This is a genomic window from Achromobacter sp. 2789STDY5608621, assembly GCF_001299375.1.
GTDB classification, from domain to species: domain Bacteria; phylum Pseudomonadota; class Gammaproteobacteria; order Burkholderiales; family Burkholderiaceae_B; genus Achromobacter; species Achromobacter insuavis.
In genome coordinates, this window is record NZ_CYTU01000037.1 from 1 (window position 1) to 23,403 (window position 23,403).

At 70.0% G+C, this 23,403-nt stretch carries 21 protein-coding genes; 11 read left to right on the plus strand and 10 right to left on the minus strand.

Features of this window, described 5'->3' with window-relative positions:
• The 3 genes from AOZ53_RS25195 to AOZ53_RS25205 all read left to right on the plus strand — a co-directional run.
• On the plus strand, positions 1-934 hold a 934-nt coding region (locus AOZ53_RS25195), incomplete at its 5' end, for an FAD-dependent oxidoreductase (protein WP_054489822.1).
• 124 nt (positions 935-1,058) lie between these two features.
• Complete coding sequence (locus AOZ53_RS25200) at positions 1,059-2,255, plus strand: porin (protein ID WP_054428717.1); 1,197 nt, start codon at positions 1,059-1,061, stop codon at positions 2,253-2,255.
• Positions 2,256-2,549: 294 nt separating this feature from the next.
• Positions 2,550-3,656, plus strand: a complete 1,107-nt coding sequence (locus AOZ53_RS25205) for a porin (protein ID WP_054428718.1) — start codon at positions 2,550-2,552, stop codon at positions 3,654-3,656.
• Here the strand turns inward: AOZ53_RS25205 and AOZ53_RS25210 are convergent.
• Entirely contained in the window at positions 3,653-4,429 is a 777-nt protein-coding gene (locus tag AOZ53_RS25210) for an AraC family transcriptional regulator (RefSeq protein ID WP_054489824.1), read from the minus strand. The genes AOZ53_RS25205 and AOZ53_RS25210 overlap by 4 nt on opposite strands.
• Positions 4,430-4,519: 90 nt before the next feature.
• On the opposite strand from AOZ53_RS25210, the gene AOZ53_RS25215 reads away from it, so the two are divergent.
• The gene (locus AOZ53_RS25215) at positions 4,520-5,692 is read left to right on the plus strand and encodes a multidrug effflux MFS transporter (protein ID WP_054489826.1); all 1,173 of its coding nucleotides are present in this window, start codon (positions 4,520-4,522) and stop codon (positions 5,690-5,692) included.
• Positions 5,693-5,724: 32 nt separating this feature from the next.
• On the opposite strand, the gene AOZ53_RS25220 is transcribed toward AOZ53_RS25215, so the two are convergent.
• Positions 5,725-6,402 (minus strand): ArsR/SmtB family transcription factor, encoded by a 678-nt coding sequence (locus AOZ53_RS25220; protein ID WP_054428721.1) that lies wholly within the window; start codon positions 6,400-6,402, stop codon positions 5,725-5,727.
• Between the two features lie 147 nt (positions 6,403-6,549).
• On the opposite strand from AOZ53_RS25220, the gene AOZ53_RS25225 reads away from it, so the two are divergent.
• Positions 6,550-7,863, plus strand: a complete 1,314-nt coding sequence (locus tag AOZ53_RS25225; RefSeq protein WP_054489828.1) for a ParB/Srx family N-terminal domain-containing protein — start codon at positions 6,550-6,552, stop codon at positions 7,861-7,863.
• 22 nt (positions 7,864-7,885) lie between these two features.
• On the opposite strand, the gene AOZ53_RS25230 is transcribed toward AOZ53_RS25225, so the two are convergent.
• Positions 7,886-8,494: a glutathione S-transferase family protein gene (locus tag AOZ53_RS25230; protein WP_054428723.1), complete on the minus strand. Its 609-nt coding sequence runs from the start codon at positions 8,492-8,494 to the stop codon at positions 7,886-7,888.
• A gap of 116 nt (positions 8,495-8,610) precedes the next feature.
• Between AOZ53_RS25230 and AOZ53_RS25235 the strand changes: the two genes are divergently transcribed.
• The gene (locus AOZ53_RS25235) at positions 8,611-9,594 is read left to right on the plus strand and encodes a helix-turn-helix transcriptional regulator (protein WP_054489831.1); all 984 of its coding nucleotides are present in this window, start codon (positions 8,611-8,613) and stop codon (positions 9,592-9,594) included.
• A gap of 179 nt (positions 9,595-9,773) precedes the next feature.
• Positions 9,774-10,223, plus strand: coding sequence for a gas vesicle accessory protein GvpU (gene gvpU / locus AOZ53_RS34825; RefSeq protein ID WP_197286521.1), 450 nt, complete (start codon positions 9,774-9,776; stop codon positions 10,221-10,223).
• Positions 10,224-10,300: 77 nt separating this feature from the next.
• Here the strand turns inward: gvpU and AOZ53_RS25245 are convergent, their stop codons facing one another.
• The gene (locus tag AOZ53_RS25245; protein ID WP_054428725.1) at positions 10,301-11,074 is read right to left on the minus strand and encodes a hypothetical protein; all 774 of its coding nucleotides are present in this window, start codon (positions 11,072-11,074) and stop codon (positions 10,301-10,303) included.
• Positions 11,075-11,470: 396 nt separating this feature from the next.
• On the opposite strand from AOZ53_RS25245, the gene AOZ53_RS25250 reads away from it, so the two are divergent.
• From AOZ53_RS25250 to AOZ53_RS25260, 3 genes are all read left to right on the plus strand, one after another.
• Positions 11,471-12,121 carry a response regulator gene (locus tag AOZ53_RS25250; RefSeq protein ID WP_054489833.1) on the plus strand — a complete coding sequence of 217 codons (651 nt, stop codon included), beginning with the start codon at positions 11,471-11,473 and terminating at the stop codon, positions 12,119-12,121.
• Between the two features lie 31 nt (positions 12,122-12,152).
• Positions 12,153-12,848: a pentapeptide repeat-containing protein gene (locus AOZ53_RS25255; RefSeq protein ID WP_054489872.1), complete on the plus strand. Its 696-nt coding sequence runs from the start codon at positions 12,153-12,155 to the stop codon at positions 12,846-12,848.
• Between the two features lie 103 nt (positions 12,849-12,951).
• Entirely contained in the window at positions 12,952-14,364 is a 1,413-nt protein-coding gene (locus AOZ53_RS25260; protein ID WP_054489834.1) for a DUF2252 domain-containing protein, read from the plus strand.
• Between the two features lie 13 nt (positions 14,365-14,377).
• Here the strand turns inward: AOZ53_RS25260 and AOZ53_RS25265 are convergent, their stop codons facing one another.
• From AOZ53_RS25265 to AOZ53_RS25270, 3 genes are all read right to left on the minus strand, one after another.
• A complete protein-coding gene (locus tag AOZ53_RS25265) occupies positions 14,378-16,621 on the minus strand; it encodes a phosphocholine-specific phospholipase C (RefSeq protein ID WP_054489836.1) in 2,244 nt (747 codons plus the stop codon).
• Positions 16,622-16,661: 40 nt separating this feature from the next.
• Positions 16,662-16,811 (minus strand): hypothetical protein, encoded by a 150-nt coding sequence (locus AOZ53_RS35125; protein ID WP_180187771.1) that lies wholly within the window; start codon positions 16,809-16,811, stop codon positions 16,662-16,664.
• Positions 16,812-16,966: 155 nt separating this feature from the next.
• Positions 16,967-17,944 carry a helix-turn-helix domain-containing GNAT family N-acetyltransferase gene (locus AOZ53_RS25270; RefSeq protein WP_054489838.1) on the minus strand — a complete coding sequence of 326 codons (978 nt, stop codon included), beginning with the start codon at positions 17,942-17,944 and terminating at the stop codon, positions 16,967-16,969.
• A gap of 77 nt (positions 17,945-18,021) precedes the next feature.
• Between AOZ53_RS25270 and AOZ53_RS25275 the strand changes: the two genes are divergently transcribed.
• Entirely contained in the window at positions 18,022-18,834 is an 813-nt protein-coding gene (locus AOZ53_RS25275; RefSeq protein WP_054489840.1) for a metallophosphoesterase, read from the plus strand.
• Positions 18,835-18,853: 19 nt separating this feature from the next.
• Here AOZ53_RS25275 and AOZ53_RS25280 read toward each other — a convergent pair whose 3' ends face one another.
• From AOZ53_RS25280 to nirB, 3 genes are read right to left on the minus strand one after another with little or no spacing between them, the layout of a single operon-like run.
• On the minus strand, positions 18,854-20,122 hold the full coding sequence (locus tag AOZ53_RS25280; protein WP_054428731.1) for a nitrate- and nitrite sensing domain-containing protein: 1,269 nt from the start codon (positions 20,120-20,122) through the stop codon (positions 18,854-18,856).
• Between the two features lie 11 nt (positions 20,123-20,133).
• A complete protein-coding gene (gene nirD, locus AOZ53_RS25285) occupies positions 20,134-20,532 on the minus strand; it encodes a nitrite reductase small subunit NirD (protein WP_197286522.1) in 399 nt (132 codons plus the stop codon).
• On the minus strand, positions 20,532-23,084 hold the full coding sequence (nirB, locus tag AOZ53_RS25290; RefSeq protein WP_054489842.1) for a nitrite reductase large subunit NirB: 2,553 nt from the start codon (positions 23,082-23,084) through the stop codon (positions 20,532-20,534). The genes nirD and nirB overlap by 1 nt, the downstream gene beginning before the upstream one ends.
• Positions 23,085-23,403 lie beyond the last annotated feature (319 nt).

Sequence of the window (23,403 nt, forward strand, 5' to 3'; positions counted from 1 at the left end):
CGGCGCCCCCGCCGCCGGGGCCGCCCGACTGGCGGGCGAGCGCGGCCTGGACTACCTGTTCGAGCCGATGCTCGAGGGGTTCTATTTCCAGGCGCCCGAGCAGACCTCGCGCGCCCTGTCGATGGCGCTGTGGGCCTTCGGCGCGCGCCGCAGCCGCACGCTGGCGCTGGCGCAAGGCATGCAGTCGCTGCCCGAGGCCCTGGCGGCGCCGCTGGACCTGCGGCTGGACACGCCCGTCACCGCGCTGGACGTGACGCCCGGCCGGGTCTGCGCGCACACGCCGGCGGGCCCGTTCGAGGCCGACAAGGTCGTGCTGGCGGCGCCGGCGGCGCAGGCGCGCGCGCTGTACCGCGGCGACAGCGAGGCGCAACAGGCCCTGCTCGCCACGCCCTACAGCGCCACCCTCAACATCGCCATCGCGTTGCCCGGCGGCCTGCCCGCGCCGCAAGGGCTGGAGGACGTCTACGGCCTGCTGATCCCGCGCCGCGAGCGGCAGGTCATCGCCGCGGTCGGCATCGAGTCGCGCAAGGCCGCCACCTTGGTGCCGGCCGGCGGCGAACTGCTCAACGTCATGCTGGACGGCCGCGCCGGCGCGCGCCTGCAGGACGCCGACGAGCGGCGCGTGCTGGCGGAAGTGCTGCCCGAACTGGGCCGCCATTTCCCCGGCCTGGTCGGCCGCATCGACTTCACCCATTTCTGCCGCTGGCCGGCGGCTGAGCCCCTGTCGGCGGTCGGCCGGGCGCGCGCCATCCGTGATTACCGCCGGCAATGGCGCGACGCCGACCCGGTGGTGCTGGCCGGCGATTACCTGGCCATGCCCACCACCGACGGCGCGGCCCACAGCGGCGAATGGGCGGCCGCGGCCCTGTTGCGAAACCGCGTCACCGGGGCCGATTCCGCTCCCGTCAATCGGTCCGACAATCGCCGCAGATGACCGGAAATGCGTGACGGTTGACTGAGAATGCTTGAGTGCAATCTACACAGGCAACCGGGAACAACGCGGGCAGCACGCCCCCCCGTCGTTCCCGTTGTTTTTCCCCACTCAAGGAGTTCTCCGGATGAAAAAGACGCTGCTCGCGGCCGCCATGTTGACCACTCTTGCCGGCGCGGCCCAGGCTGAAACCTCGGTCACCCTCTATGGCGTCATCGACACCGGCATCGGCTACAACAAGGTGTCCGGCTCGGTCAACGCGACCGACCCCATCACCGGCGCGCCCCGCGCCGTCGACGTCGGCGCCAGCCGCATCGGCATGATCAACGGCGTCCAGTCCGGCTCGCGCTGGGGCCTGCGCGGCTCCGAAGACCTGGGCGACGGCCTGCGCGCCATGTTCACGGTCGAAAGCGGCTTCGACTCGGGCAACGGCACGTCCCAACAAGGCCGCCTGTTCAACCGCCAAGCCACCATCGGCCTGGCCAACGACAGCTGGGGCTCGCTGGAATTCGGCCGCCAGACCACCGTCGGCGGCACCTTCCTGGGCGATATCGACCCCTTCTACACCAGCTTCACCCAGGCCAACATCGGCACTTCCTTCAGCGCCGCCAACACCATGCGCTGGGACAACATGGTCATGTACCGCAGCGCCTGGTCGGACGGCTTCCAGTTCGCCCTGGGCTATTCCTTCAACGCCGACAGCACCGACAAGAACCAGAGCGGCTTCCGCACCGGCGACAACGCGCGCGGCATCACCGCCGGCCTGCGTTACGTCCAAGGCCCGCTGAACGTCTCGCTGACCTATGACCAGCTCAACAGCTCGAACTCGGCGCGCCAGCTCGACGCCGATGGCGACCCTGTCATGGTCGCCGGCAAGCCGGCCGAATTCGACCACTCCGTCACGCCGCGCCAGTACGCCGTGGCGGCCTCCTACGACCTCGAAGTGCTGAAGCTGGCCGCAGCCTATGGCCGCACCACCGACGGCTGGTTCGTCGGCCAGGACCTGGCGGCCAACACGGCGGTCAACGACCAGCTGGGCACCTTCCACTACGCGGCCGGCTTCAAGGCCAACTCCTACATGCTGGGCGCGACCCTGCCGCTGGACGGCATGAGCAACCTGTTCGGCTCGTGGCAGCATGTCTCGCCGTCCAACGACAAGCTGACCGGCGATGACGCCAACATGAACGTCTGGAGCGTGGGCTACACCTACGACCTGTCCAAGCGCACCATGGTTTACGCCTATGGTTCGTACGGCAAGAACTACGCCTTCATCGAAGGCTTGAAGAGCACCGCTGGCGGCGTCGGCTTGCGCCACCTGTTCTAAGCATCCACGCCGGGCCGGCCCTGCCGGCGCCACGCGCGCGACACCGCCACGGATCCGCTCCGTGGCGGTTTTTTTTGGCTTCGGCCTGCGACGACGCGCGGCGCCCTGGCCCGTTTGCCCGGTTTTTCAACGACGAGTGGCCGCCCCTTTCACGATACAAATAGACAGAAAATCACGGTTTTTGCCAGGAAATAGGACTTTTTGACCTACACTAGGGGCTGGGAACCACGTTGGGCGTCATGCTCAACGTGTTGTTCCCTTTATTTTTTCCCTCTACAGCAAGGAGTTCCACGGATGAAAAAGACGCTGCTCGCAGCCGCAATGTTGACCACTTTTGCAGGCGTCGCTCAGGCAGAAACGTCAGTCACTCTCTATGGTGTCATCGACACCGGCATTGGCTACAACAAGATCAAGGGCAGTGGCTATGACGGCAGCAAGCTCGGCATGATCAACGGCATCCAGGCCGGCTCCCGCTGGGGCCTGCGCGGATCCGAAGACCTGGGCGATGGCCTGCGCGCCGTGTTCACGCTGGAAAGCGGTTTCGATTCGGGCAACGGCACCCGCGGCCAGAGCGGCCGCCTGTTCGGCCGCCAGGCCACCCTCGGGCTGGCCAACGACGCCTGGGGCACGATCGAATTCGGCCGCCAGGCCACCGTCGGCTCGAACTACCTGGCCGATATCGACCCCTTCTACACCAGCTACACCCAATCGAACCTGGGCCTGGGTTTCAGCGCGGCCAACACCATGCGCTGGGACAACATGATCATGTATCGCAGCCCCTCGATGAGCGGCTTCCAGTTCGCCGCGGGCTATTCCTTCAACGTCGACGATACCAACAGCGACGAAACCCATTTCCGCACCAACGACAACTCGCGCGGCATCACCGCCGGCCTGCGCTACGTCGAGGGCCCGGTCAACGTCACCCTGACCTACGACCAGCTCAACGGCTCGAACCGCGGCTCGATCGACCACGGCGCGACGCCGCGCCAATACGCCATCGGTGCGTCGTACGACCTGGAAGTGGTGAAGCTGGCCGCCGCCTACGGCCGCACCACCGACGGCTGGTTCGTCGGCCAGGACCTGCCGGCTGGCACGCCCTTCAGCGACGAGTTTGGCACCAACCGCTACGTGGACGGCTTCAAGGCCAACGCCTACATGCTCGGCGCCACCTTCCCGATCGGCGGCGCCAGCAGCGTGTTCACCTCGTGGCAGCACGTCTCGCCGTCCAATGACCGCCTGACCGGCGGCGACGCCAACATGAACGTCTGGAGCGTGGGCTACACCTACGACCTGTCCAAGCGCACCAACCTGTACGCCTATGGTTCGTACGGCAAGGACTACGCGTTCATCGACGGCCTCAAGAGCACCGCGGCCGGCGTCGGCATCCGCCACGTGTTCTAACGCCGGCGCTGCCGGCGCCCCGGCGGCTCGCCGTAGGCGCGCCGGTACATGGCGATGAAGGCGCTGTCGCTGGCATAGCCCACGGCATGCGCCACTTCCGTGACAGACGCGCCCTCGGCCAGCCGGGCCCGCGCCATCAGCAGGCGGCATTGCGTGCGCCAGCGCGTGAACGGCAAGCCGGTCTCCGCCAGAAAGGCGCGCGCCAGCGTACGGCCGCTGGCGCCCACCCGGCGGCCCCAGTCATCGATCGACAGCGCGCAGGCCGGATTTGCCAGCAGTTCGCGCGCGATCGGCGCCAGCCGCCGATCGCGCGGCATGGGCAGATGCAGCGGCGCCGCGGGCGCCGCCGCCAGTTCATCCAGCAACGCGCCCACCAGGCGCTGGCGCGGCCCGTCCAGCGCCTGGTCGGAGGGCCATTGCGTCACGCGCACGATCATTTCGCGCAACAGCGGATTGACGTCGAAGATGCGCGGCTCGCGCGGCAGGTCCGGATAGACCGCCACATCGAAATACAGGCTGCGATAGGCGAACGTGCCCTGCATGGCCGTGCGATGCACGCACCCGGCCGGCAGCCAGGCTGCCTGCAGCGGCGCCAACTGCCCCACCCGGTCGGTGAGATACAGCGTCACCCCGCCTTCCGCCTGATACAGCAATTGCGCGCGTTGGTGCGCATGCCAGTCCGACGCGTGCGCGCGCGTGTCGATCGCCATGCCCACCACGGGGCAGGCGACGAGGTCCGGATCTTCGACGGCATCGGGGGAATAGACAGGCATGTCCGATTGGCGATGTTTTATGGCGCGATAGCGTGATTTTGCGCGCCGCCGCGCGCCTACGCTAGCGGCTTTTCGCATCAAGTCCGTCGCATGTCTTCCCGTCTTTGCTCCCCGTCCGCCTGCGGCGCCCCGCCGCCGTCCTGGCTCGTCATCGCGCTGCTGGCGCTGCCGCAGATCGCCGAGACCATTCTCGCCCCCGCCCTGCCGGATCTGGCGCGCCACTGGCGCCTGGATGCCGCCGCCACGCAGCCGGTCATGGGCGTCTTCTTCGTCGGCTTCGCCGCCGGGGTGTTTCTATGGGGACATCTCGCCGATACCTGGGGCCGCCGCCCCGCCATGCTGGCCGGCCTGGTCACCGGGCTGGCGGGCACGCTGGGCGCGCTGGCCGCGCCGCATTACGCGGCGCTGCTTGGCGGCCGCTTCGTCCAGGCGCTGGGCCTGGCGGCGTGCTCGGTGGTGACGCAGACCGCGCTGCGCGATTGCCTGGACGGCCCGCGGCTGACGCGCACCTTCGTCACGCTGGGCGCGGTGCTGGCCTGGTCGCCCGCCGTCGGACCGCTGACGGGCCAACTGCTGGCCGACCGGCATGGCTATGCCGGCGTGCTGGCAACGCTCGCCGTCGTGATCGCGCTGCTGCTGGGATCGGTCGTCTGGCGCTGGCACGAAACCCGCCCGGCGCGCACCGGCCACGTGCCGCTGGCGGCGCTGGCCGGCCAGATGCTGGCCGACGCCGCGCTGCGCCTGGCGGTGCTGCGGGTCGCCGGCCTGAACCTGCTGGTGTTTTCGTTCTATGCCGCCGGCCCGTTCATGACGGGCCCGCTGCCGGGACTGGGTTTCGGCTGGGTGGGCCTGGGCGTGGCGCTGGTGGGCAGCCTGGGCGCCGCCGCCAACCGCCGGCTGCCCGCCGCCGCGGACGCCGAGCGCCGGGTGCGCTACGGCCTGCGCTGCGTCGCGCTGGGCACGGCGGCGCAGGCCGCCGCCATGGCCTGGCGCCCGGAACCGGGCTGGCTGTGGGCGGCCGCGGCGCTGCCGGTGTTCGCGGGCTATGGCCTGGCGATCCCCAATCTGCTGGGGCCGGCGCTGCGCCGCTACGGGCATTGCCTGGGGCGCGCCGGCGCCCTGTTCGGCCTGGCCTACTACAGCCTGCTGGGGTTGGGGTTGGCGGCCACCTCATGGCTGCCTTTCGACACGCCCCGGCCGTTGTCCCTGGCGTGGCTGGGGTTGGCGCTGGCGTTGCTGCTGGCGCGCTCGAAGCCGGCTTGAATGCGGCCCTCTGCGCAAGACGTCGCGGCGCGCTAGCGCGCGGGCGGGTCGGGCGTCTCGACCGCCAGCCCCTCGGCGCGCCAGTCCGGGAAACCGGCGTCGAGCCGCCGGGCGCGCAGGCCGTGCGCCCGCAACGCGGTGACGGCGTCGGAAGACAGCACGCAGAACGGGCCGCGGCAATAGGCCACGATCTCGTGCGCGGCCGGCAATTCGCCGAGCCGCTCGAGCAACTCGCCGGCGGGGATATTGATGGCGCCAGGCAGATGGCCTTGCGCGAACTCGTCGGCGGGCCGCACGTCCAGCAGCGTCATGCTGCCTTCGCCCAGGCGGTCGAGCAGTTCGTCGCGCGAGATGGCTTCCAGCCCGTCGCGGCGATCCTGGCTGTCCGCCACCAGGCGCCGGATCTCGCTCCGGTTGTGCTGCGCCACGGCCCCGAGGGCATTGAGCAGCCCGGCGATGGGCGCGGTGCCGAGCCGGTAGTACACATGCTTGCCGTCGCGCCGGGTCGCCACGAAACCGGCGCGGCGCAACTGCTGCAGGTGCTGCGAGGTATTGGCGACCGACAGGCCGGACAATTCGGCCAGCCGTTCGACCGGGCGCTCGCCCTGCGCGATATGCTCGAGCAGCACCAGGCGATGGGCGTTGCCCAGCGTGCGGGCGAGTTCGGCCAGTTCGGCCGCGAGAGGGGTCTGGAGGGGTGGCGCGGTCATTGGCGGCGATCTTAGCATTGGGGCCGCGTCAATCAAGCGGGACCTTGAACGACGCCTGGCGTGAACCTGGCGTGACGGTGCAATGAACACGAAACACGTGACTGTCATCATTGGATACTTCTTCAGCCGACCCCGAAACGCTCATTCATGTCCCGCTCGCCCAACTCCGTCCTTCCCCGCCCTTTCACCGCGCGCTGGCGCCCCGCCCTGCGGATCCTGGCCCTGGCCGCGCTGCCGCTGGTGCTGGCCGCCTGCAACGGCAGCAAAGACGATGATGACGACAGCCCCGTCGTCCAGAATCCGGCGCCGCCGACCGACACCCGCAACCAGGCCTATCTGGCGACCAAGCCGGGCGACGTCATCAAGGTCCGAATCGAGGAACTGCACCCGACCCAGGCCGCCATCGGCTACGACCAGATCTACTACAAGCTGGGCCGCTGGCAAGGCGACTTCAACCGTCCCACCTGGGCGGCCGACGCGACCAAGCAGCTGGATTATCTGAACCGCACGGTCGGCAAGAAATTCAGCGACTACTGCGAGGACATGGGCGCCAACACGTCCCAGGCCTTTACCTCCATCGCCCAGCTGCAGGCCGCGCGCCTGGACCAGCCGGCCACCTTCAACTGCACCGCGGCGATGGGCGCAAACCCCACCAACCTGAAGACCGTGGTGGTCGGCTGGGACGGCAATCTGTACCTGACCGACGGCCACCACACGTTCTCGTCGCTGCGCGAGATCGCCGACGGCGGCCCCAAGCTGCCGGTATGGGTCAAGGTCGACGCCAACTACAGCGGCATCGGCACCGCCTCGGCCTTCTGGCAGCGCATGGTCGACGAGCGCAAGGCCTGGCTGCGCGACGGCCAGAACCAGCCCATCACCGTGGACCAGCTGCCGACGCGGGTGGGCATCGCCAACGCGCAGGAAGCCGGCGGCATGCAGGAAGACCGCTATCGCTCGCTGGTGTACTTCACCCGCGACATCGCCTACAGCAACGGCAGCCTGCCGGAGTTCGCGGAGTTCCTGTGGGGCGACTGGCTGCGCCGCCAGGTGGCCGGCGGCCAGCTGCCCGGCCTGGATCAGTACGCCATGGCCGCCCCGGCCACGCCCGCGCAGATCCTGACGGTGAGCACGCTGAGCGCCGCGCTGGCCCCCACCGGCGCCAACGACGGCTATGCCGCCGCCGTGCGCAACGCCGCGCTGAAGATGACCGCGCTGGCCGACACCGACATCGTGTTCCAGGACCGCACGGCGGCCAGCCTGGGCCGCATCCAGCTGGTGGCTGGCGCCCCCAGCGGCTCGCCCACCAAGACCGCGCGCGACACGCTGGAAGAACTGCCGCGCAACGACGTCAAGGCCGACGCCACGCCGCAAGGCACCCCGCGCGGCGCGGGCAAGCTGTGGTTCGCGGTCAACTACCGCGCCTGCGGCAAGCCGGCCACCGGCACCTGCTGGGGCTGGTAGGCGCCGGGGCGGCCACGCCGCCTCAGCGGTCGATCTGCATGGCCGGCCGGGCTTGCACCTTGCCCAGCCAGGCCTGCACCTTCGGGTGCGCCGCCACGCGCGCCCCGAGCATCGTGCTGTAGCCGATCACCGAGCCCACCACCAGGTCGGCCAGCGAGTATTCGGCGCCCAGTATCCAGGGCTGGCGCGCCAGGTGACCGTCCAGCACCGCCAGCAAGACGTCCAGGTCGGCCAGCGCCCGTTCCGCCTGGCTCGGATCGCGTTGGCCTTCCTCGCCGTAGCCGACGTGGAACAGGCGCCACAGCACCGCGCCGTACGACACATAGGCCCACGCGCTCCAGGACATGGCGGCCAGCCGTTGCGGCGTGCCCGCGGCGGGCCACAGGCCGCGCTCGACGCCCCATTGCTCGCCCAGCCACAGCTGGATCGCCAGCCCTTCGAACAGCGGCGCACCGTCCACGGTCAGCGTCGGCACCTTGCCATTCGGATTGATCGCCAGGAATTCGGGGCGATGCTGCTCGCCGGCGCGGATGTCGACCTTCACGCGTTCGTGCGGCACCTGCAGTTCGGCCAGGGCGGCGGCGATCGGGGAGGCGCTGGACTGGGGGTACCAATAAAAGACGATGGACATGGAAAAACTCCGGTTTCGTGGATTCCCGCCGCGGCCCCATGGCCGCTGGCGACGGGATGAACTGTAGAATCCATTGCGGACAGTTTCCGCCCTCGATTCGCTTTATCGTCGACGCCATGCTCACCTCCAGCAACCGCCTCCTGCGCCTGCTTTCGCTATTGCAGACCCGCCGCCACTGGGCCGGAGGCGAGCTGGCGCAGACGCTGGAAGTGCACCCGCGCACCCTGCGGCGCGACATCGACCGGCTGCGCGAACTGGGCTACCCGATCCAGGCCAGCAGCGGCGTGGCCGGCGGCTACGCCTTCCGCGCCGGGCACGCGCTGCCGCCGCTGCTGCTGGACGACGACGAGGCGCTGACGGTGGCGATCACCCTGCGCACCGCCGCCACCGGCACGGTCGGCGGCATCGAGGAGGCCGCGCTGCGCGCGCTGGTGAAACTGGAACAGGTGATGCCGTCGCGGCTGCGGCACAAGATGGATGCCTTGCGCTCGGCGCTGGTGCCGCTGGCCCGCCACACCCCGCTGGTGGACGCGGGCCTGCTGGCCGCGCTGGCGGCCGCCTGCCGCGACCAGCTGCGGGTGAGCTTCGGCTACACCGACGGCCGCGGCCAGGCCAGCACGCGCGAGGTCGAGCCGCAGGGGCTGGCGCACACGGGCTGGCGCTGGTATCTGGTGGCCTGGGATCCGGCGCGCGATGACTGGCGCACGTTCCGCCTCGACCGCATCGCCGGCCAGGTGACGCCGGGCGCGCATTTCCGCCCGCGGCCGCCGCCCGATGGCGGCGACCTGCGCGGCTACGTGGCGCGATCGGTGGGCCAGGCGCCCAACGCCGAGGACGCCCGCGTCATCCTGCACGCGCCGCGGGCGGCGATGGCGGCGCGCATTCCGCCGTGGGCCGGCGAACTCGATGCGCTCGATGACGGCCGTTGCCTGCTGCGTTGCGCCGGCCAGTCGCCGGACATGCTGGCCTACTGGTTGATGACGCTGGACGTGGAGTTCGACGTGCTGGCGCCCGCGGCGCTGGCGCAGCGCCTGCGGCAGGCGGGCGAACGCGTCGACCGCATGCTGCAACGCCGCGCCGCGCGCGACGAGGGCCTCTGACCCCCTGCGTCTGAACCCTGCGTCTGAATCCTGCGTCTGAACCCTATTCCCCGGCCCCTCGGGCCGATGCCGAGGAATGGCACCCGAACCGGTTGTTTATCCGCTGATTGCCCCGATGCGCGCGGGCCGCAGTTCGAGTATCTTGTGACTCCCTCGCACATTCCGGAGCCCCTGCCGCCATGAGTCTCGAACCGACCTCCTCCCCGTCCCAGCCCGCCACCGCCGCCGCGGCGCCGCCCGCCGACGTCTTCCTGCAATTCCTGGTGAACCTGGTGAACAACGGCGGCCAGCTCAAGAGCATCGGCGTGACGCTGCAGATGGGCGGCATGCTGGTGTCCGGCGAGATCGTGTCGGGCGCCGAATACTTCGACCGCTTCGCCGAAACCTTCGCCGACTCGCTGTCGGACGCGGACGGCCAGGCGCGGCAATCGGTGCGCACCTCGCTGGCGGAACTGGGCGACGTGTTCCGGCTGCCGCAACCGGCCGAACCCCTGCCCAACTACATCCACCTGGCCGACGCCCTGTTCTTCACCGCCGACGGCACCCCGATCGCCGGCCAGCCGACGCTGTGGCGCGGCCGCAGCAGCGCCGTGGACGGCTTCATCCTGGGCCGCCTGCAGGCCGCCTGAGCCGGGCGGCCGCGCCAGGGCCTGCCGAACACGACAGGACGCCTCGCACGCGTACCCCTCCGTGCGGGGAGCGCTTCCTAGGGCGAGACGCAGGCGTTGAAACTGCGCCAGGCGGCGCCATCGGCCGCCAGCCAGACCGCCAGGCATTGTGCGCTGAGCGGCGCGGACAGCGTGGCGCCGCGAAACAGCAACCCGGGATGCGAACGCAGCCAGACGAAATCGTGGATGTCCGCGATGTCGTCGGCCACCACTTGCAGGTGGGTGTCGGCGAGACATGCCATCAAGGCGTTGAAGCGGCGTTGCAGCCCGCGGTCGGCGCCGAGTCCGCGCGGGATTTTCAACACCAGGCCGGTCGCGCAAAGCTCGCCACAGGCCACCGGCTGGCCGCCGCAAGTGGCAGGCAGCAGCTGCGCGCGCAGGCCGGGACGGAATTCGGCGTAGCTGGCCACGGCCTGCGCCTGCGGCATCAGGCGCAGGATCAACGGCAACTGGAAGGTGAGACGCCGGGCCGCCAGGTGCGTCCTGTCACGGCGGGCGGCGGCGCCGAAGCAAAGCTGTTCGCGCGACAGGCCCAGGTCGAGATCGGTGCACAGGCGCTGCGCCAGGTCGGCGTCGCCCGGGGCGGTCAGCGCATGATCGAAAGACAGGTCGATGGGCGCGTCAGGCCGGGAAGCGAAAGCCGCCGCGGCCCGCAAGCGGGCACGCTGGGGCGCCAGATCGACGGCGCGCCAGGGCATGAAACTGTCGGCGACCGCGTACTCGTGCACCCGGCCCTGCGCGGTGAAGACCGGCTGGAACCGCAGGAACAGGGATTCTTCGGGCGGGAAGCAGGCGTGAGTGGCGTCACGCATGGCGGGACCGGACCACGGGCGCCGGCCAGAGGCGGCGCGTGGGGGAGAACATCATGGAACCTCATCGGGGCGCGGCCAGGCCGCAATGCCGGCCGTGTCGGACGGAAGACCGGCAGGGATGTGGACGATGGTGCCAAAGGCGGGGCAGCGATTGAACAGGAATATTCTCAATCGGCCGCGTGATCGCGCCTGGATGGATCCGAGCGGGCGCCGGCTGCCCAGGTGCGGCCGGCACGCCCGTCCTGCTTGCATTTTTGAGATTCCTCCCACCGCCCGCGGCCGTCATGAACCCTAAAATTCTGTCCCCTCGTCCGGCTTCGGCGCCGCCGGCTCCGCCCGCGGCCGCCGATGCGGAATAATTCGTCGGTCCCTCCCGCCAACCCGACCGCGCCCCGCATGCAAAGACTCCGCGTCGTCATCGCCGACGATCACCCCCTGGTCCTGATGGCCATGACCGAACTGCTGAAGCAGTACCTGGGCTTCGAGGTCGTCGCCGCGCTGGACTCGCCGACGGCGCTGGTCGAGCAGCTTGCGCGCGACGCGCCGCAGGTGGTCATCACCGACTACGCCATGCCCGGCGACGACCTCTACGGCGACGGCATCCGCTTGGTCAAGTACCTGATCCGCCACTATCCCGGGGTCCGCGTGGTGGTGCTGACCATGGTGTCCAATCCCATGATCGTGTCGGCGCTGTACGACGCCGGCGTCGATGCGGTGGTCTTCAAGCACGACAGCCCGACCGAGATCGTCAGCGCCCTGCAGGCGCTGCAACGCGGCCGCAAATACTATCCGCCCGGCCTGACGCGGCGGCCGTCGCCAGCGGGGCGCGGCGCGCTCATCGGCGACCGCATCAACAGCCTTTCGCCCAAGGAGTTCGAGGTGCTGCGGCATTTCGTGCGCGGCGAGTCGATGATGCAGGTGGCCGGCAGCCTCAAGCGCAGCGTCAAGACCGTCAGCGGCCAGAAGATCTCGGCCATGCGCAAGCTGGACGTACGCACCGACCAGGAACTGGTGGCGTTCTGCGTCGAGCACGGCATGTTCCAATGAGGGTTCGATGAACCCGATAGAGAAGATGGGCATGACGCGGCAATCCCCGGAAACCGTCATCGGCCAGGCGCTGGACCGCCAGGCGATGCAGGCGCTGATCGAGCGGGCCGACGGCCAGCCGCTGGCCTTCGACGACTGCGACTTCCAGGAAGCCGACCTCTCGCGCCTGGATCTGCGCGGCGCCCGCTTCACCGCCTGCGCCATCGCCGGCGCCTCGTTCCAGGGCGCGACGCTGGCCGACAGCGTCTGGCGGCGCTGCCGTGGCGGACAGGCCGTGTTCGCCTCGGCCGACGCCAGCGAGGCGCTATTCGAGCATTGCGACCTGAACAATGCCAACTGGCGCCGCGCGCGCCTGGCGAGCGCCCGCTTCCAGGGCTGCAAGCTGACCGGCGCCGACTTCGACGGCATCGCCTGCCTGGGCTGGACGCTGGAAGACTGCCTGCTGGTGGGCGCGCTGGTGCGCGGCATCTCGTTCCGCAAGTGTGCATTGCAGCAACTGGACTTCTCCGACGCCGACCTGACCGGCTGCGATCTGCGCGACACGGTGTTCCATGGCGGCAGCCTGCGCAACGCCACGCTCAAGAACGTGCGGTTCGAGGGCGCCGACCTGCGCGAGGCCGACCTGGGCGGCATCGACCTGTCCGCCGCCGCGCGGCTGGCCGGCGCGGCCATCTCCAAGACCCAGGCGGCGGCGCTGCTGGCCGAACTGCGCATCACCGTCATCTGACGGCGGCCGCGCCGTCCGCGCGGACGCCCGCAAGGCGCCCGGTCCCGCTACACTCCTGGCGACAGGCCGGTCATCGGCACCGGTCCGCGACCAGGGAACCGCCATGCTCGAAACAGACAGCATTCAAGCGCGCAGGTCCAACGGACAGAAGGCCCGGGAACGCGTCAAGCGTTCGGCCCACGCCGCCCTCGGCAATGTCGACCGGGACCCGATCCGGTTGCTGCGGATCAACAGCGCCGGGCGGGTGCAGGCCCTGATCCCGCTGCGCTACGGCCGCATGGCGGCCTCGCCCTTCACCTTCTTTCGCGGCGCCGCCATCCTGCAGGCGCACGACCTGGCCGGCACCCCGCATACCGGCATCTCCATCCCCATCTGCGGCGACGCCCACCTGCTCAACTTCGGCGGCTTCGCCACGCCCGAACGGCAGCTGCTGTTCGACCTGAACGACTTCGACGAAACCGCCACCGGCCCGTGGGAATGGGACGTCAAGCGGCTGACGGCGAGTCTGGCGGTGGCGGCGGCGCACATGGGCTATGGCCGCGGCGACAGCGCCGACATCGTCATGGCGGCCGCCAGCGAATACCAGCTGCGCATGAACGAGTACGCGCAGAACAGCACGCTCGACGTCTGGTACCAAGGCATCACCTTCGAGCGCATGCTGCAGGACGCGGAAACCCCCGAGGGCCGCCGGTTGATCGGCCGCGCCATGGAGAAGGCCGCCGGCCGCACCAACGAGAGCATGCTGCACAAGATGGCGTACCTGGACGGCGGCCACTGGCGCATCCGCGACGCGCCGCCGGCCATGTTCCACCCCAGCGGCCCGGTGACGCTGCTGGGCAAGGCCGAGCACTGGCCGGACACGCCGACCTGGAAGAAAAAGATGGCCAAGTGCTACGCCGGTTATCTCGACAGCCTGGCGCCGGACCGGCGCGAACTGCTCAAGCACTTCGCGGTGCAGGACGTGGTCTTCAAGGTGGTGGGCGTGGGCAGCGTGGGCACGGTCTGCCTGGTGATGCTGATGGTCGACAGCTGGGGCAATCCGCTGTTCCTGCAGGTCAAGGAAGCGCGCCAATCCGTGATCGCCCGCTATGCCCGCGACAAGGCGCCCGCGCATGACGGCTATCGCGTGGTGGCGGGCCAGCGGCTGCTGCAGGCGGCCAGCGACATCTTCCTGGGGTGGTCGACGGGGCCGCGCGGCAGGCACTATTACTTCCGCCAGTTGCGCGACATGAAAGTGTCGGCCGACGTCGAGAGCTTCAACCAGAAGATCCTGACCGGTTACGCCCGCATGTGCGGCCGCGCGCTGGCGCGGGCCCATGCCAAGGCCAGCGGGCACTCGGTGGAGCTGGCCGCGTACATGGGACGCGCGGGCCAATTCCCCGAGGCGCTGCTGGCGTATGCGCAGGGCTACGCGCGGCAGAACGAGAAGGACTACCGCCGCTTCCTCGGGGCCTGCCGCGCGGGCAAGCTGCCCATGCGCACCGACGAGGACATGGCGGCGGACTTCCGCGTCTGACCGCGCCCGGCCGTCAGGCGCCGGCCACGCCCATGGCCGGATCGCTCACCGTGTGCGCGCCGGTCTCGACGCGGCCGGCGAAGCGGCGGTAGAACGCCGGATCGCTGGAGCAGGTGACGGCGAAGTCATACCACTGCCCGCTGGCCGCCAGCCCCCAGTTGCGAGTGGCCTTGCCGCCGCCCGCCACGTCCAGCGTCACCGCCGCGTCCTGGCGGTACGCCTGCGGCGCGACCGTAAAGGTGCAGGCCTTGGCGCCGGTGTTGAGCAGCTCGGCGTAGACCTCGCCGTTGGCGATGTCGTAGCAGACCCGAATCTCGGGCAGCGCGCCGCTGTCGGCGATGCGGTTGGTGTCGCCCTTGAAATGGCGGTGGTAGCCGTTGGGGCCGAGCACCCACAGGTCGTACATGCCCAGGTTGTCCTGCAATGCGTTCCAGGTGTCCGACAGCGTCTTGCCGGCCTCGACCGCGTAGCGGCGCGGCAGCCGATCCAGGTGATAGCGGTCATAGACGTGGAACACCGCGCCCTGCGTGCCGGTGTTGGCGAACACCAGTTCCACCGTGCCGGCCGCGGCGCAGCGCGCGCTGGTGTGCAGTTCGTACGGCAGCGCGCGCGACGGCCGCGTGCCGCTGGCCTGCAGCGGCAGCTGCATGTCGGTGGGCAGCGGCATCTGCGGCAGGGCTTCCTGCGCGGTGCGCAACTGGTCGGCGGCGGCGCGCGTGGCGCGTCCGGCCAGCGTCGGCAGCGCCTCGGTGTTGGGCGTCTTGAAGTTGAAGGCGCTGGTCAGGTCGCCGCAGACCGCGCGGCGGAACGGGCTGATGTTGGGCTCGGCCACGCCGAAGCGCGCTTCCAGGAAACGCAGCACCGAGGTGTGGTCGAACACCTGCGAGTTGACCCAACCGCCGCGGCTCCAGGGCGAGATCACGTACATCGGCACGCGCGGGCCGGGGCCGTAGACGCGGCCGTCCTTGGTCGCCGGCTGGGTCGTGCTGCCGGCGGGCGAGGCGTGCGTGAAGTACTCGGGCGTCAGGTCGGCATCAGCCAGCGTGGTCTTGCCGGCCGGGCTGCCGCCGGCGTCGCGCGACGGCGCGGACGGCGACGGCACGTGGTCGAAATAGCCATCGTTCTCGTCGAAATTCACCAGCAGCACCGTCTTGCTCCAGACCTCGGGCACGGCGGTCAGCGCGTCCAGCACTTCCTGCAGGAACCAGGCGCCCTGCACCGGGCTCGACGGGCCGGGGTGTTCGCAGTAGATCGACGGCGCGTTCATCCAGGACACCTGCGGCAGCTTGCCGTCGCGGATGTCGCGCTTGAAGGCGTCCAGGTAGTTCTCGGGCGCGGCGCCCGGCAGCGTGTTGGCCACGCCCTTGTAGAGCGGATTGGCGGCATTGTCGGTGGCCGGGTCGTAGGCCTTGTACGGCAGCGCCTGGCCGGTGTTGGCGTAGGGCACGCCCGGCTCGCCGCCGCTGGACACCGGAAAGCCGGAGCTCACGTTGGCCTGGCGGAACGCGCGGAACGCGCCCAGCATGTTGTCGCCCCATTCATCGGGCATGTTCTGGTACGAGATCCAGCTGACGCCGGCCTGCTCCAGCCGCTCGGCGTAGGTGGTCCAGGTGTAGCCCTTGTTGACGTTGGCCGGCAGGCCGTCGATCCAGTCCCACTCGTTGTTGACGAAAGCGGTGTTGGTGGGCACGGCGCCGTTGGTGCCGGTCAGGTGGAACGAGCGGTTGGCGTCGGTGCCGGTATGCATCGAACAGTGATAGGCGTCGCACAGCGTGAACGCGTTGGCCAGCGCGAACTGGAACGGGATCTCGCGTTCCTTGAAGTAGCCCATCGAGATGTCGTTCTTGTGCGTCGGCCATTGCGCCATGCGGCCGCCGTCCCAGGCTTTCTGGCTGTCGTCCCAGCTGTGCGGGGTGCCGGAGGCGCGCTGCGCGTTGTTGGTGGTGCCGTCGATGTGGAACGGCGTCAGCACGGCGCCGTTGGCGCGTTGCTGCTGCCAGACCTTGCGGCCGTTGGCGAGCGGAATCGGGAAGCGGTCGCCGAAGCCGCGCACGCCCTTGAGCGTGCCGAAGTAATGGTCGAACGAGCGGTTCTCCTGCATCAGGATGATGACGTGCTCGACGTCCTTGATGGTGCCGGTGGCGTTGTTGGCGGGGATGGCGAGCGCGCGGCGGATGCTGGGCGGAAAGGCGGCGAGCGCGGCGGCGGCGAAGCCCGCGCCCGTGGCGGTCTGGAGGAAATTGCGGCGGGAGGTCATCAGTTCTACTCGGGATCGTGGAGGTCGGCGCTACCGCCGCTTACGGGGCGCAACGCAGCTGCGGCGCGGTCGGTTGGGTGACCGGCGGCTGCGCGGGATCGTCGGAGGAATCGTCACCGCCACAGGCGGCGAGCGTGGCGGCCGCGAGCAGGACCGCGGCAAGGGTTCTTGCAAGACTCGTGGAGGGCATGGGGAGGTTCTTTGGAAAGAGGAGGACCGACCTTGCCGCGACCAGCCGGCAAGACCCCAGCGAGTCTAGGAATGCGACGTGACAGCGCCGTGAAAGGTGGCGTGCCGAAACGGGCCGCGGCGCGTGCGCGCGGCCTCAGTGTGTGTCCAGATGCGTCAGCGCGCGGGCCGGCTGAAGCGCTGCTCCACCACCACGCCGCCCCATTGCGTGCCCTCGGCTTCCTCGGTCAGCACGAAGCCTTCGGACTCGTACAGATGGCGCGCGGCGTCCAATCCCTTGAAGGTCCACAGATACGTTTCGTCAATATCGAGCGTGTCGACGAAGCGCATCGCGCGCGTCAGCAGCGCGCGGCCGACGCCGAGTCCGCGCAGCGATTCATCGACGATGAACCAGCGCAGATGCGCGGTGCGTTTTTCCAGGTCGCTGTCGATGGCGATGGAGGCCAGCGTGCGGTTGCCGTCGGCATAGCGCCACAGGTTCTTGCCCGGTGCCGGCAGCGCCTCGGCGAAGGCCGCCAGGCCCGTCGCCACCAGGCGCTCGAACACCACGCCGAAGCCGGCGGCCTGCGCGTAGTAACGCGCGTGCAATGCGGCCACGTCGCCGATACAGCCCGGCGCATAGCCTTCCTGGATCTGCAGCTCGATGGCGTCGCTGGCCTGGGCGGCGCGCGTGTTCGGATTCTCGCGCGCCAAGGCGTCGGCATAGAGCGACAGGTAGCGCACCAGGATCTCCTGGTCGGGCGGCGCCAGTTGCCTCAGGGCCCGCGACACCTGCTCGGTGGCGAACTGGTCGATGCGGTTGCGCAGGTCCAGGCCCGCCGGCGTCAGCGACAGGCGCGAGGCACGCGCGTCGCCGCTGTCGGTCTCGCGCGCCACCAGGCCGGCCGCTTCCAGCTTGGCCACCTGGCGGCTGGTGTTGGACTTGTCCAGCCGCAGCACCAGCGCCAGGTCGCGCGCCTGGATGCCAGGCTGCAGGCCGATCTCGATGATGGCGTGCACCGCCGACGGCGCCAGCTCGCTGCCGGCCAGCGAAGGCCGCATGAAGCCGAGCTCGCGCACCAGCTTGCGCGAGAATTCCCGCAGGTCGCGGATGGTCTGTTCGCGGGATCGGGTGGGAAAGTCGATAAGATCCATGGTGGCGCGTCCTGAAGTTGCGGGTCGCAACCAATTTACTTGCGAATCGCAACCAATACAAGCCCCCCTGCTGCCTCATGAAAATCCAATTGCTGTCCGATCTGCACCTGGAATCCGACCCCACTTTCGTCGCGGACCCGACGCCGGGCGCGGACCTGCTGGTGCTGGCGGGCGACATCGGCTCGTACCAGCCGCGCTCGCGGCTGGCCACGGACGACTTCGGCCTGGGCCGCTATGCGCCGCGCCACGGCTGGCCGACGCCGGTGGTGTACGTGCCGGGCAACCACGAATACGACAACCTCGACTTCGACGAGACCCACGAGCGGCTGCGGACGCTGTGCGAGGCGCTGGGGATCCAGTGGCTCGAGCGCGAGACCCTGGTGATCGACGGCGTGCGGCTGGTGGGCACCACGCTGTGGAGCGACTTCGACGCGCTGGCCGCGCCGGGCGACACGCTGACGCAGGCGCTGGCCAAGCGCGGCAAGGCGTTCCGGGCCGCCGATTTCTACCTGGAAAAGGCGCAGATGCGGCGCCACGGCGCGCCCTTCATGGCCGAGCAGATGCGCGAGCAGGGCCTGGCCTGTCAGGCCTGGCTGGAAGCGGCGCTGCGCGCGCCGTTCGACGGCCCCACGGTCGCCATCACCCACTTCGCGCCGAGCCTGGCCAGCGCCGATCCGCGCTACGGCGTGACGCCGGGCACCGCCGGTTTCTGCAACGCGCTGGACCACCTGCTGCCGCTGGCCGACATGTGGCTGCACGGCCACCTGCACTGCCCGCTGGACTACGTGAAGGACGGCTGCCGCGTGGTCGCCAATCCGCTGGGCTACGCCCGCAAGGGCGAGCAGGAGGGCTACCTGCCCGACGCGTTGTGGGACGTGCCGCGCGCGTAGGCTGGCATCGCGGCGGCGTTCAGCGCGCCGCGGTATCGAGTTCGGCCAGCACCTGCCGGGCGACCTCGTCGAGCGAACGCCGGCAGTCCATGGCCACCCGCTGCAATTGGTCGTGCGCGGCCTGCTCGCTCAGGCCGTGGCGGCTGACCAGCAGCCACTTGGCGCGCTCGACCCGCCGCCGTTCCTCCAGCGCGCCGCGCGCCAGCGCCAGCGCGTCGTCCGACTGGCGCAGGCGCTGCGCCTGATCGCGCATCAGGTCGAGGATGGACCGCTCCATGGCCTCGCCCACGCCGTCCTGCGGCGGCACGTCGAGAATGCGGCCCTGCAGCTGGAACAGCATCGCCGGCGCGTCGTCGCCGGCGCGGTCGGCGAAGCGGCTCAGCAGCAGCCGGTGGTTGTCGAGCTCGGCGCGGGTCTCGACGATGCGGCGATGGCATTGCAGCGTCAGGGCCTCGGCCAGCAGGCTTTCGACCGCGCGCATGGCATCGATGCGCTCGGTGCACAGGCCGAACCACAGCTCGGCCAGGCCGGCGTCGACGCGTTCGGCCTCGGAGGTCCGCAGCGCCATGTCGCGCAGCCGCAGCACCGGGCCGGCGCTCTGCTCCAGCCGCTCCCACGCGGCCAGCGCATCCGCGCCGGCGTACTGCGCGAAGCTGTCGAAGCAGCGCTTCTGCAGATCCGCCAGCTCCAGCACGCGGGCCTTCTGCGCTTCGGTGAAATAGCCGGCGGTGTAGCCCATGACGCCATAGGCGCGTTCCTGTCCGCACAGCTCCTTGCCCTGCATGAAATTGAGCAGCGCCACCAGCAGCCGCGTGACGCCCGCGTCGAGCGACGAGTCGGCGGCTTCGAACACCAGCGCGAACAGGCTGGCGATGAGCCGCGTGAAGACCGCGCCGGCCTCTTCCGCCGCCACGCGGCGGTCACGGATGGCGCGGCGCGTGCGCGGCAGCTCGTCCAGGCGGTACAGCGCGTAGGCGATGCAGTTGAGCAGCCGCGCCTTGCCGGCGCTGCGGGTGGCATCCGGTTCCAGCCGGTCGAGGAAGCGGCGCACTTCCTCCTCGACCGCGCAGGCGTCGGAGCTCAGGCCGGCCAGGGTCTGGCGCAGCGCGTCCTGGCCGCCGCACAGATACAGGTTGGACGAACCGCGCTCCTTCTGCAGCACGTGCACCAGCTTGCTGACCAGGGTGGCCAGCTCACAGGTGCTGGCCAACGCTTCGAGTCCGTGCAGCTCGCTGCGGCGGGCCGCCAGGAGGAAGCGCAGGGTCGAGGGCATGGCGTGCTGCGACATGGCGACGATCCTCAGGCCGCGGCGGGCGGCTGGACTTCCACCGCGTCGCCGTTGAAGCGCACCGGCCAGGCCCGCAGCGATTGCTCGGGATACTCGACACAGACGCCATCGCGCAGCCGGAAGTGCTGCTTGTACAGCGGCGAGGCCACCACCAGCTCGCCGGCCAGGTGGCCGACGATGCCGCGGCCGATCACGTTGGCGCCCGACTTCGGGTCGCGGTTGTCGATGGCGTAGAGCGTTTCGCCGGCCACCGCCGGCAAGTAGAACAGGGCCACCTGGCGGCCATCGACCAGCGCCACCACGCCGGAATCGGCGACCAGGTCGCGGCGGGTGCAGACCGGCTGCCACGCGTCCGGCGGGGCATTGAACGGCGCCTCCTGGCGCAGGGCGATCACGACATTCGAGCGCATCAGGCAAGCTCCTCGGCGATGGGAATCACGCGCGCGGCGGGCGCGGGCCGCGGCTGGCCGCGCTCCTGCACGAAGCGGATGTCCGGATCCGCCGCGGCGCTGTTGACGAAGGTGCGGAAACGCTTGAGCTTTTCCGGGTCGGACAGGGCGTTGGCCCATTCGCATTCATAGCGGTCCACCACCAGCTGCATCTGCGCCTCCAGTTCGGCGCCCAGTCCCAGGCTGTCATCGATGACCACGGCCTTCAGGTAGTCCAGGCCGCCTTCCAGCGATTCGCGCCAGACCGAGGTGCGCTGCAGCTTGTCGGCGGTGCGGATGTAGAACATCAGCAGGCGGTCGATGTAGCGGATCAGCGTGGCATCGTCCAGGTCCTGGGCGAACAGTTCGGCGTGGCGCGGGCGCATGCCGCCGTTGCCGCACACGTACAGGTTCCAGCCGTTCTCGGTGGCGATGACGCCGATGTCCTTGCTCTGCGCCTCGGCGCATTCGCGGGTGCAGCCCGAGACCGCGAACTTGAGCTTGTGCGGCGCGCGCAGGCCCTTGTAGCGGTCTTCGATGCGCAGCGCCATGGCGACGCTGTCCTGCACGCCGTAGCGGCACCAGGTGCTGCCGACGCAGGACTTCACGGTGCGGGTGGACTTGCCGTAGGCGTGGCCGGTCTCGAAGCCGGCGGCGATCAGCTCGGCCCAGATGTCGGGCAACTCGTGCAGTTGCGCGCCGAACAGGTCGATGCGCTGGCCGCCGGTGATCTTGGTGTAGAGCTGGTACTTCTTGGCCACGGCGCCGATCGCGATCAGGCCGTCGGGCGTGACCTCGCCGCCCGGGATGCGCGGCACCACCGAATAGGTGCCGTTCTTCTGCATGTTGGCCATGAAGGTGTCGTTGGTGTCCTGCAGCGGCACCCGGTTCGGATCCTGGATCGGGCGGTTCCAGCACGACGCCAGGATCGACGCCACCGTCGGCTTGCAGAGATCGCAGCCGACGTGGCCGCGGCCGTGGCGCGCCAGCAGGTCCTCGAACGATTCGATGCCCTGCACCCGGACGATCGAATAGAGCTCCTGGCGGGTGTAGGGAAAGTGCTCGCACAGGCTCTTGTCCACCGCGACGCCGCGGCTCGCCAGTTCGTGTTCCACCACCTGCTTGAGCAGGGCCGCGCAGCCGCCGCAGCCGGTGGCGGCCTTGGTGCAGGCCTTGACGCCGCCGACGTCGGTGCAGCCGCCGTCGAGCGCGTCGCAGATGGCGGCCTTGCTGACGTTGTGGCACGAACAGATGGTGGCGGTGGCCGGCAGCGCGCCGGCGCCCAGCGCGGGCGCGGCCTGGCCGGCGGGCAGGATCAGGCTGGCCGGGTCGGCCGGCGGCGCGATGCCGTTCTGCGCGTATTGCAGCAGCGTGTCGTAGTAGCTGTTGTCGCCCACCAGCACCGCGCCCAGGACGCGCTTGCCGTCGGCCGACACCACCAGGCGGCGGTACGAGGCGCCCGCCTCGTCGATGTAGCGGTAGCTGCGCGCGCCGGGCGTGGCGCCATGGGCATCGCCGATCGAACCGACGTCCACGCCCAGCAGCTTGAGCTTGGTCGACATGTCGGCGCCGGCGAACGGCGCGCTGTCGTCGCCACAGAGCTCGGCGGCGGCCACGCGCGCCATCTGGTAGCCGGGCGCCACCAGGCCGAAGATGGCGCCGTCGAACGCGGCGCATTCGCCGATCGCGTAGATCGACGCATCGCTGCTGCGGCAATGGCCGTCGACGGCCACGCCGCCACGCTCGGCCACCGTCAGTCCGGCCTGGCGCGCCAGGCCGTCGCGCGGCCGGATGCCGGCCGAGAACACGATCAGGTCGGTTTCCAGCGGCGCGCCCTCGGCAAAACGCATGCGGTAGCGGTACTGCGTGCCATCCTTGATTTCCTGCGTGGCGCGCGACAGGTGCACGCCCACGCCCAGCGCCTCGATGCGCGCCTTGAGCGCGCCGCCGCCGGCCTCGTCCAGCTGCACCGGCATCAGGCGCGGCGCGAACTCGACCACGTGCGCCTCCAGCCCGAGCGACTTGAGCGCATTGGCCGCCTCCAGGCCCAGCAGGCCGCCGCCCACCACCACGCCGCGCCGGGCGCCGTCGGCCGCCGCGCGGATCTGGTCCAGGTCATCGAGCGTGCGGTACACCAGGCGCGAGGCCCCTTCGGCGCCGGCGATCGGCGGCACGAAGGGATAGGAGCCGGTGGCCAGCACCAGCTTGTCGTAGCCATGGCTGCCGGCGGCCGTCACCACCTGTCGCGCGTGGCGGTCGATGCGCAGCACCGGCTCGCCCAGCCGCAACGACAGGCCTGGCCGCTCATAGAACGCGGCGTCGCTCATGGCCATCGATTCGGCATCGCGGCCGCCGATGTATTCGGACAGGTGCACGCGATCGTAGGCGCGCCGGGTCTCTTCGCCGAACACCAGGATGCGATAGCGCGCCAGCGCGCCGCGCTCGATCAGTTGCTCGACGCAGTGATGGCCGACCATGCCGTTGCCGATGACGATCAGGGTCTGCATGGGAGTCGTGGAGGTCGCTGTGCTCATGGGGCTATCCAGGCTGGGCCGTTCGGTTTTCAAAAGACAAACGGCGCCCGGGACTGGTGGGTCCGGGCGCCGTTGCCTGCAAAGCTTGCGTTGTCTGGCCGGACACGGGCCCGGTATGGCAATCAAAGCAATAAGCGTGCCATCGCGATGCCGCCCGCGCGGCGGCCGCCACCCACGCCGCCGCGCACCCAAACGGGTCGGCGGCGCACCACGGCGGTGCAGCCACGCACCACCGCGCGCGCCGCCGGTCCGCGTGCGGCGCGGTCCACCGGCGGCGACCGACTGGCATGGAACTTGCATCGACAGGGCATCGACCCGG

What these genes read in the sequence shown, in the direction of transcription:
- AOZ53_RS25200 (WP_054428717.1), top strand. Translation starts at nt 1,059, where the DNA reads ATGAAAAAGACGCTGCTCGCGGCCGCCATGTTGACCACTCTTGCCGGC.
- AOZ53_RS25205 (WP_054428718.1), top strand. Translation starts at nt 2,550, where the DNA reads ATGAAAAAGACGCTGCTCGCAGCCGCAATGTTGACCACTTTTGCAGGC.
- AOZ53_RS25210 (WP_054489824.1), bottom strand. Translation starts at nt 4,429, where the DNA reads ATGCCTGTCTATTCCCCCGATGCCGTCGAAGATCCGGACCTCGTCGCC.
- AOZ53_RS25215 (WP_054489826.1), top strand. Translation starts at nt 4,520, where the DNA reads ATGTCTTCCCGTCTTTGCTCCCCGTCCGCCTGCGGCGCCCCGCCGCCG.
- AOZ53_RS25220 (WP_054428721.1), bottom strand. Translation starts at nt 6,402, where the DNA reads ATGACCGCGCCACCCCTCCAGACCCCTCTCGCGGCCGAACTGGCCGAA.
- AOZ53_RS25225 (WP_054489828.1), top strand. Translation starts at nt 6,550, where the DNA reads ATGTCCCGCTCGCCCAACTCCGTCCTTCCCCGCCCTTTCACCGCGCGC.
- AOZ53_RS25230 (WP_054428723.1), bottom strand. Translation starts at nt 8,494, where the DNA reads ATGTCCATCGTCTTTTATTGGTACCCCCAGTCCAGCGCCTCCCCGATC.
- AOZ53_RS25235 (WP_054489831.1), top strand. Translation starts at nt 8,611, where the DNA reads ATGCTCACCTCCAGCAACCGCCTCCTGCGCCTGCTTTCGCTATTGCAG.
- gvpU (WP_197286521.1), top strand. Translation starts at nt 9,774, where the DNA reads ATGAGTCTCGAACCGACCTCCTCCCCGTCCCAGCCCGCCACCGCCGCC.
- AOZ53_RS25245 (WP_054428725.1), bottom strand. Translation starts at nt 11,074, where the DNA reads ATGCGTGACGCCACTCACGCCTGCTTCCCGCCCGAAGAATCCCTGTTC.
- AOZ53_RS25250 (WP_054489833.1), top strand. Translation starts at nt 11,471, where the DNA reads ATGCAAAGACTCCGCGTCGTCATCGCCGACGATCACCCCCTGGTCCTG.
- AOZ53_RS25255 (WP_054489872.1), top strand. Translation starts at nt 12,153, where the DNA reads ATGACGCGGCAATCCCCGGAAACCGTCATCGGCCAGGCGCTGGACCGC.
- AOZ53_RS25260 (WP_054489834.1), top strand. Translation starts at nt 12,952, where the DNA reads ATGCTCGAAACAGACAGCATTCAAGCGCGCAGGTCCAACGGACAGAAG.
- AOZ53_RS25265 (WP_054489836.1), bottom strand. Translation starts at nt 16,621, where the DNA reads ATGACCTCCCGCCGCAATTTCCTCCAGACCGCCACGGGCGCGGGCTTC.
- AOZ53_RS35125 (WP_180187771.1), bottom strand. Translation starts at nt 16,811, where the DNA reads ATGCCCTCCACGAGTCTTGCAAGAACCCTTGCCGCGGTCCTGCTCGCG.
- AOZ53_RS25270 (WP_054489838.1), bottom strand. Translation starts at nt 17,944, where the DNA reads ATGGATCTTATCGACTTTCCCACCCGATCCCGCGAACAGACCATCCGC.
- AOZ53_RS25275 (WP_054489840.1), top strand. Translation starts at nt 18,022, where the DNA reads ATGAAAATCCAATTGCTGTCCGATCTGCACCTGGAATCCGACCCCACT.
- AOZ53_RS25280 (WP_054428731.1), bottom strand. Translation starts at nt 20,122, where the DNA reads ATGTCGCAGCACGCCATGCCCTCGACCCTGCGCTTCCTCCTGGCGGCC.
- nirD (WP_197286522.1), bottom strand. Translation starts at nt 20,532, where the DNA reads ATGCGCTCGAATGTCGTGATCGCCCTGCGCCAGGAGGCGCCGTTCAAT.
- nirB (WP_054489842.1), bottom strand. Translation starts at nt 23,084, where the DNA reads ATGAGCACAGCGACCTCCACGACTCCCATGCAGACCCTGATCGTCATC.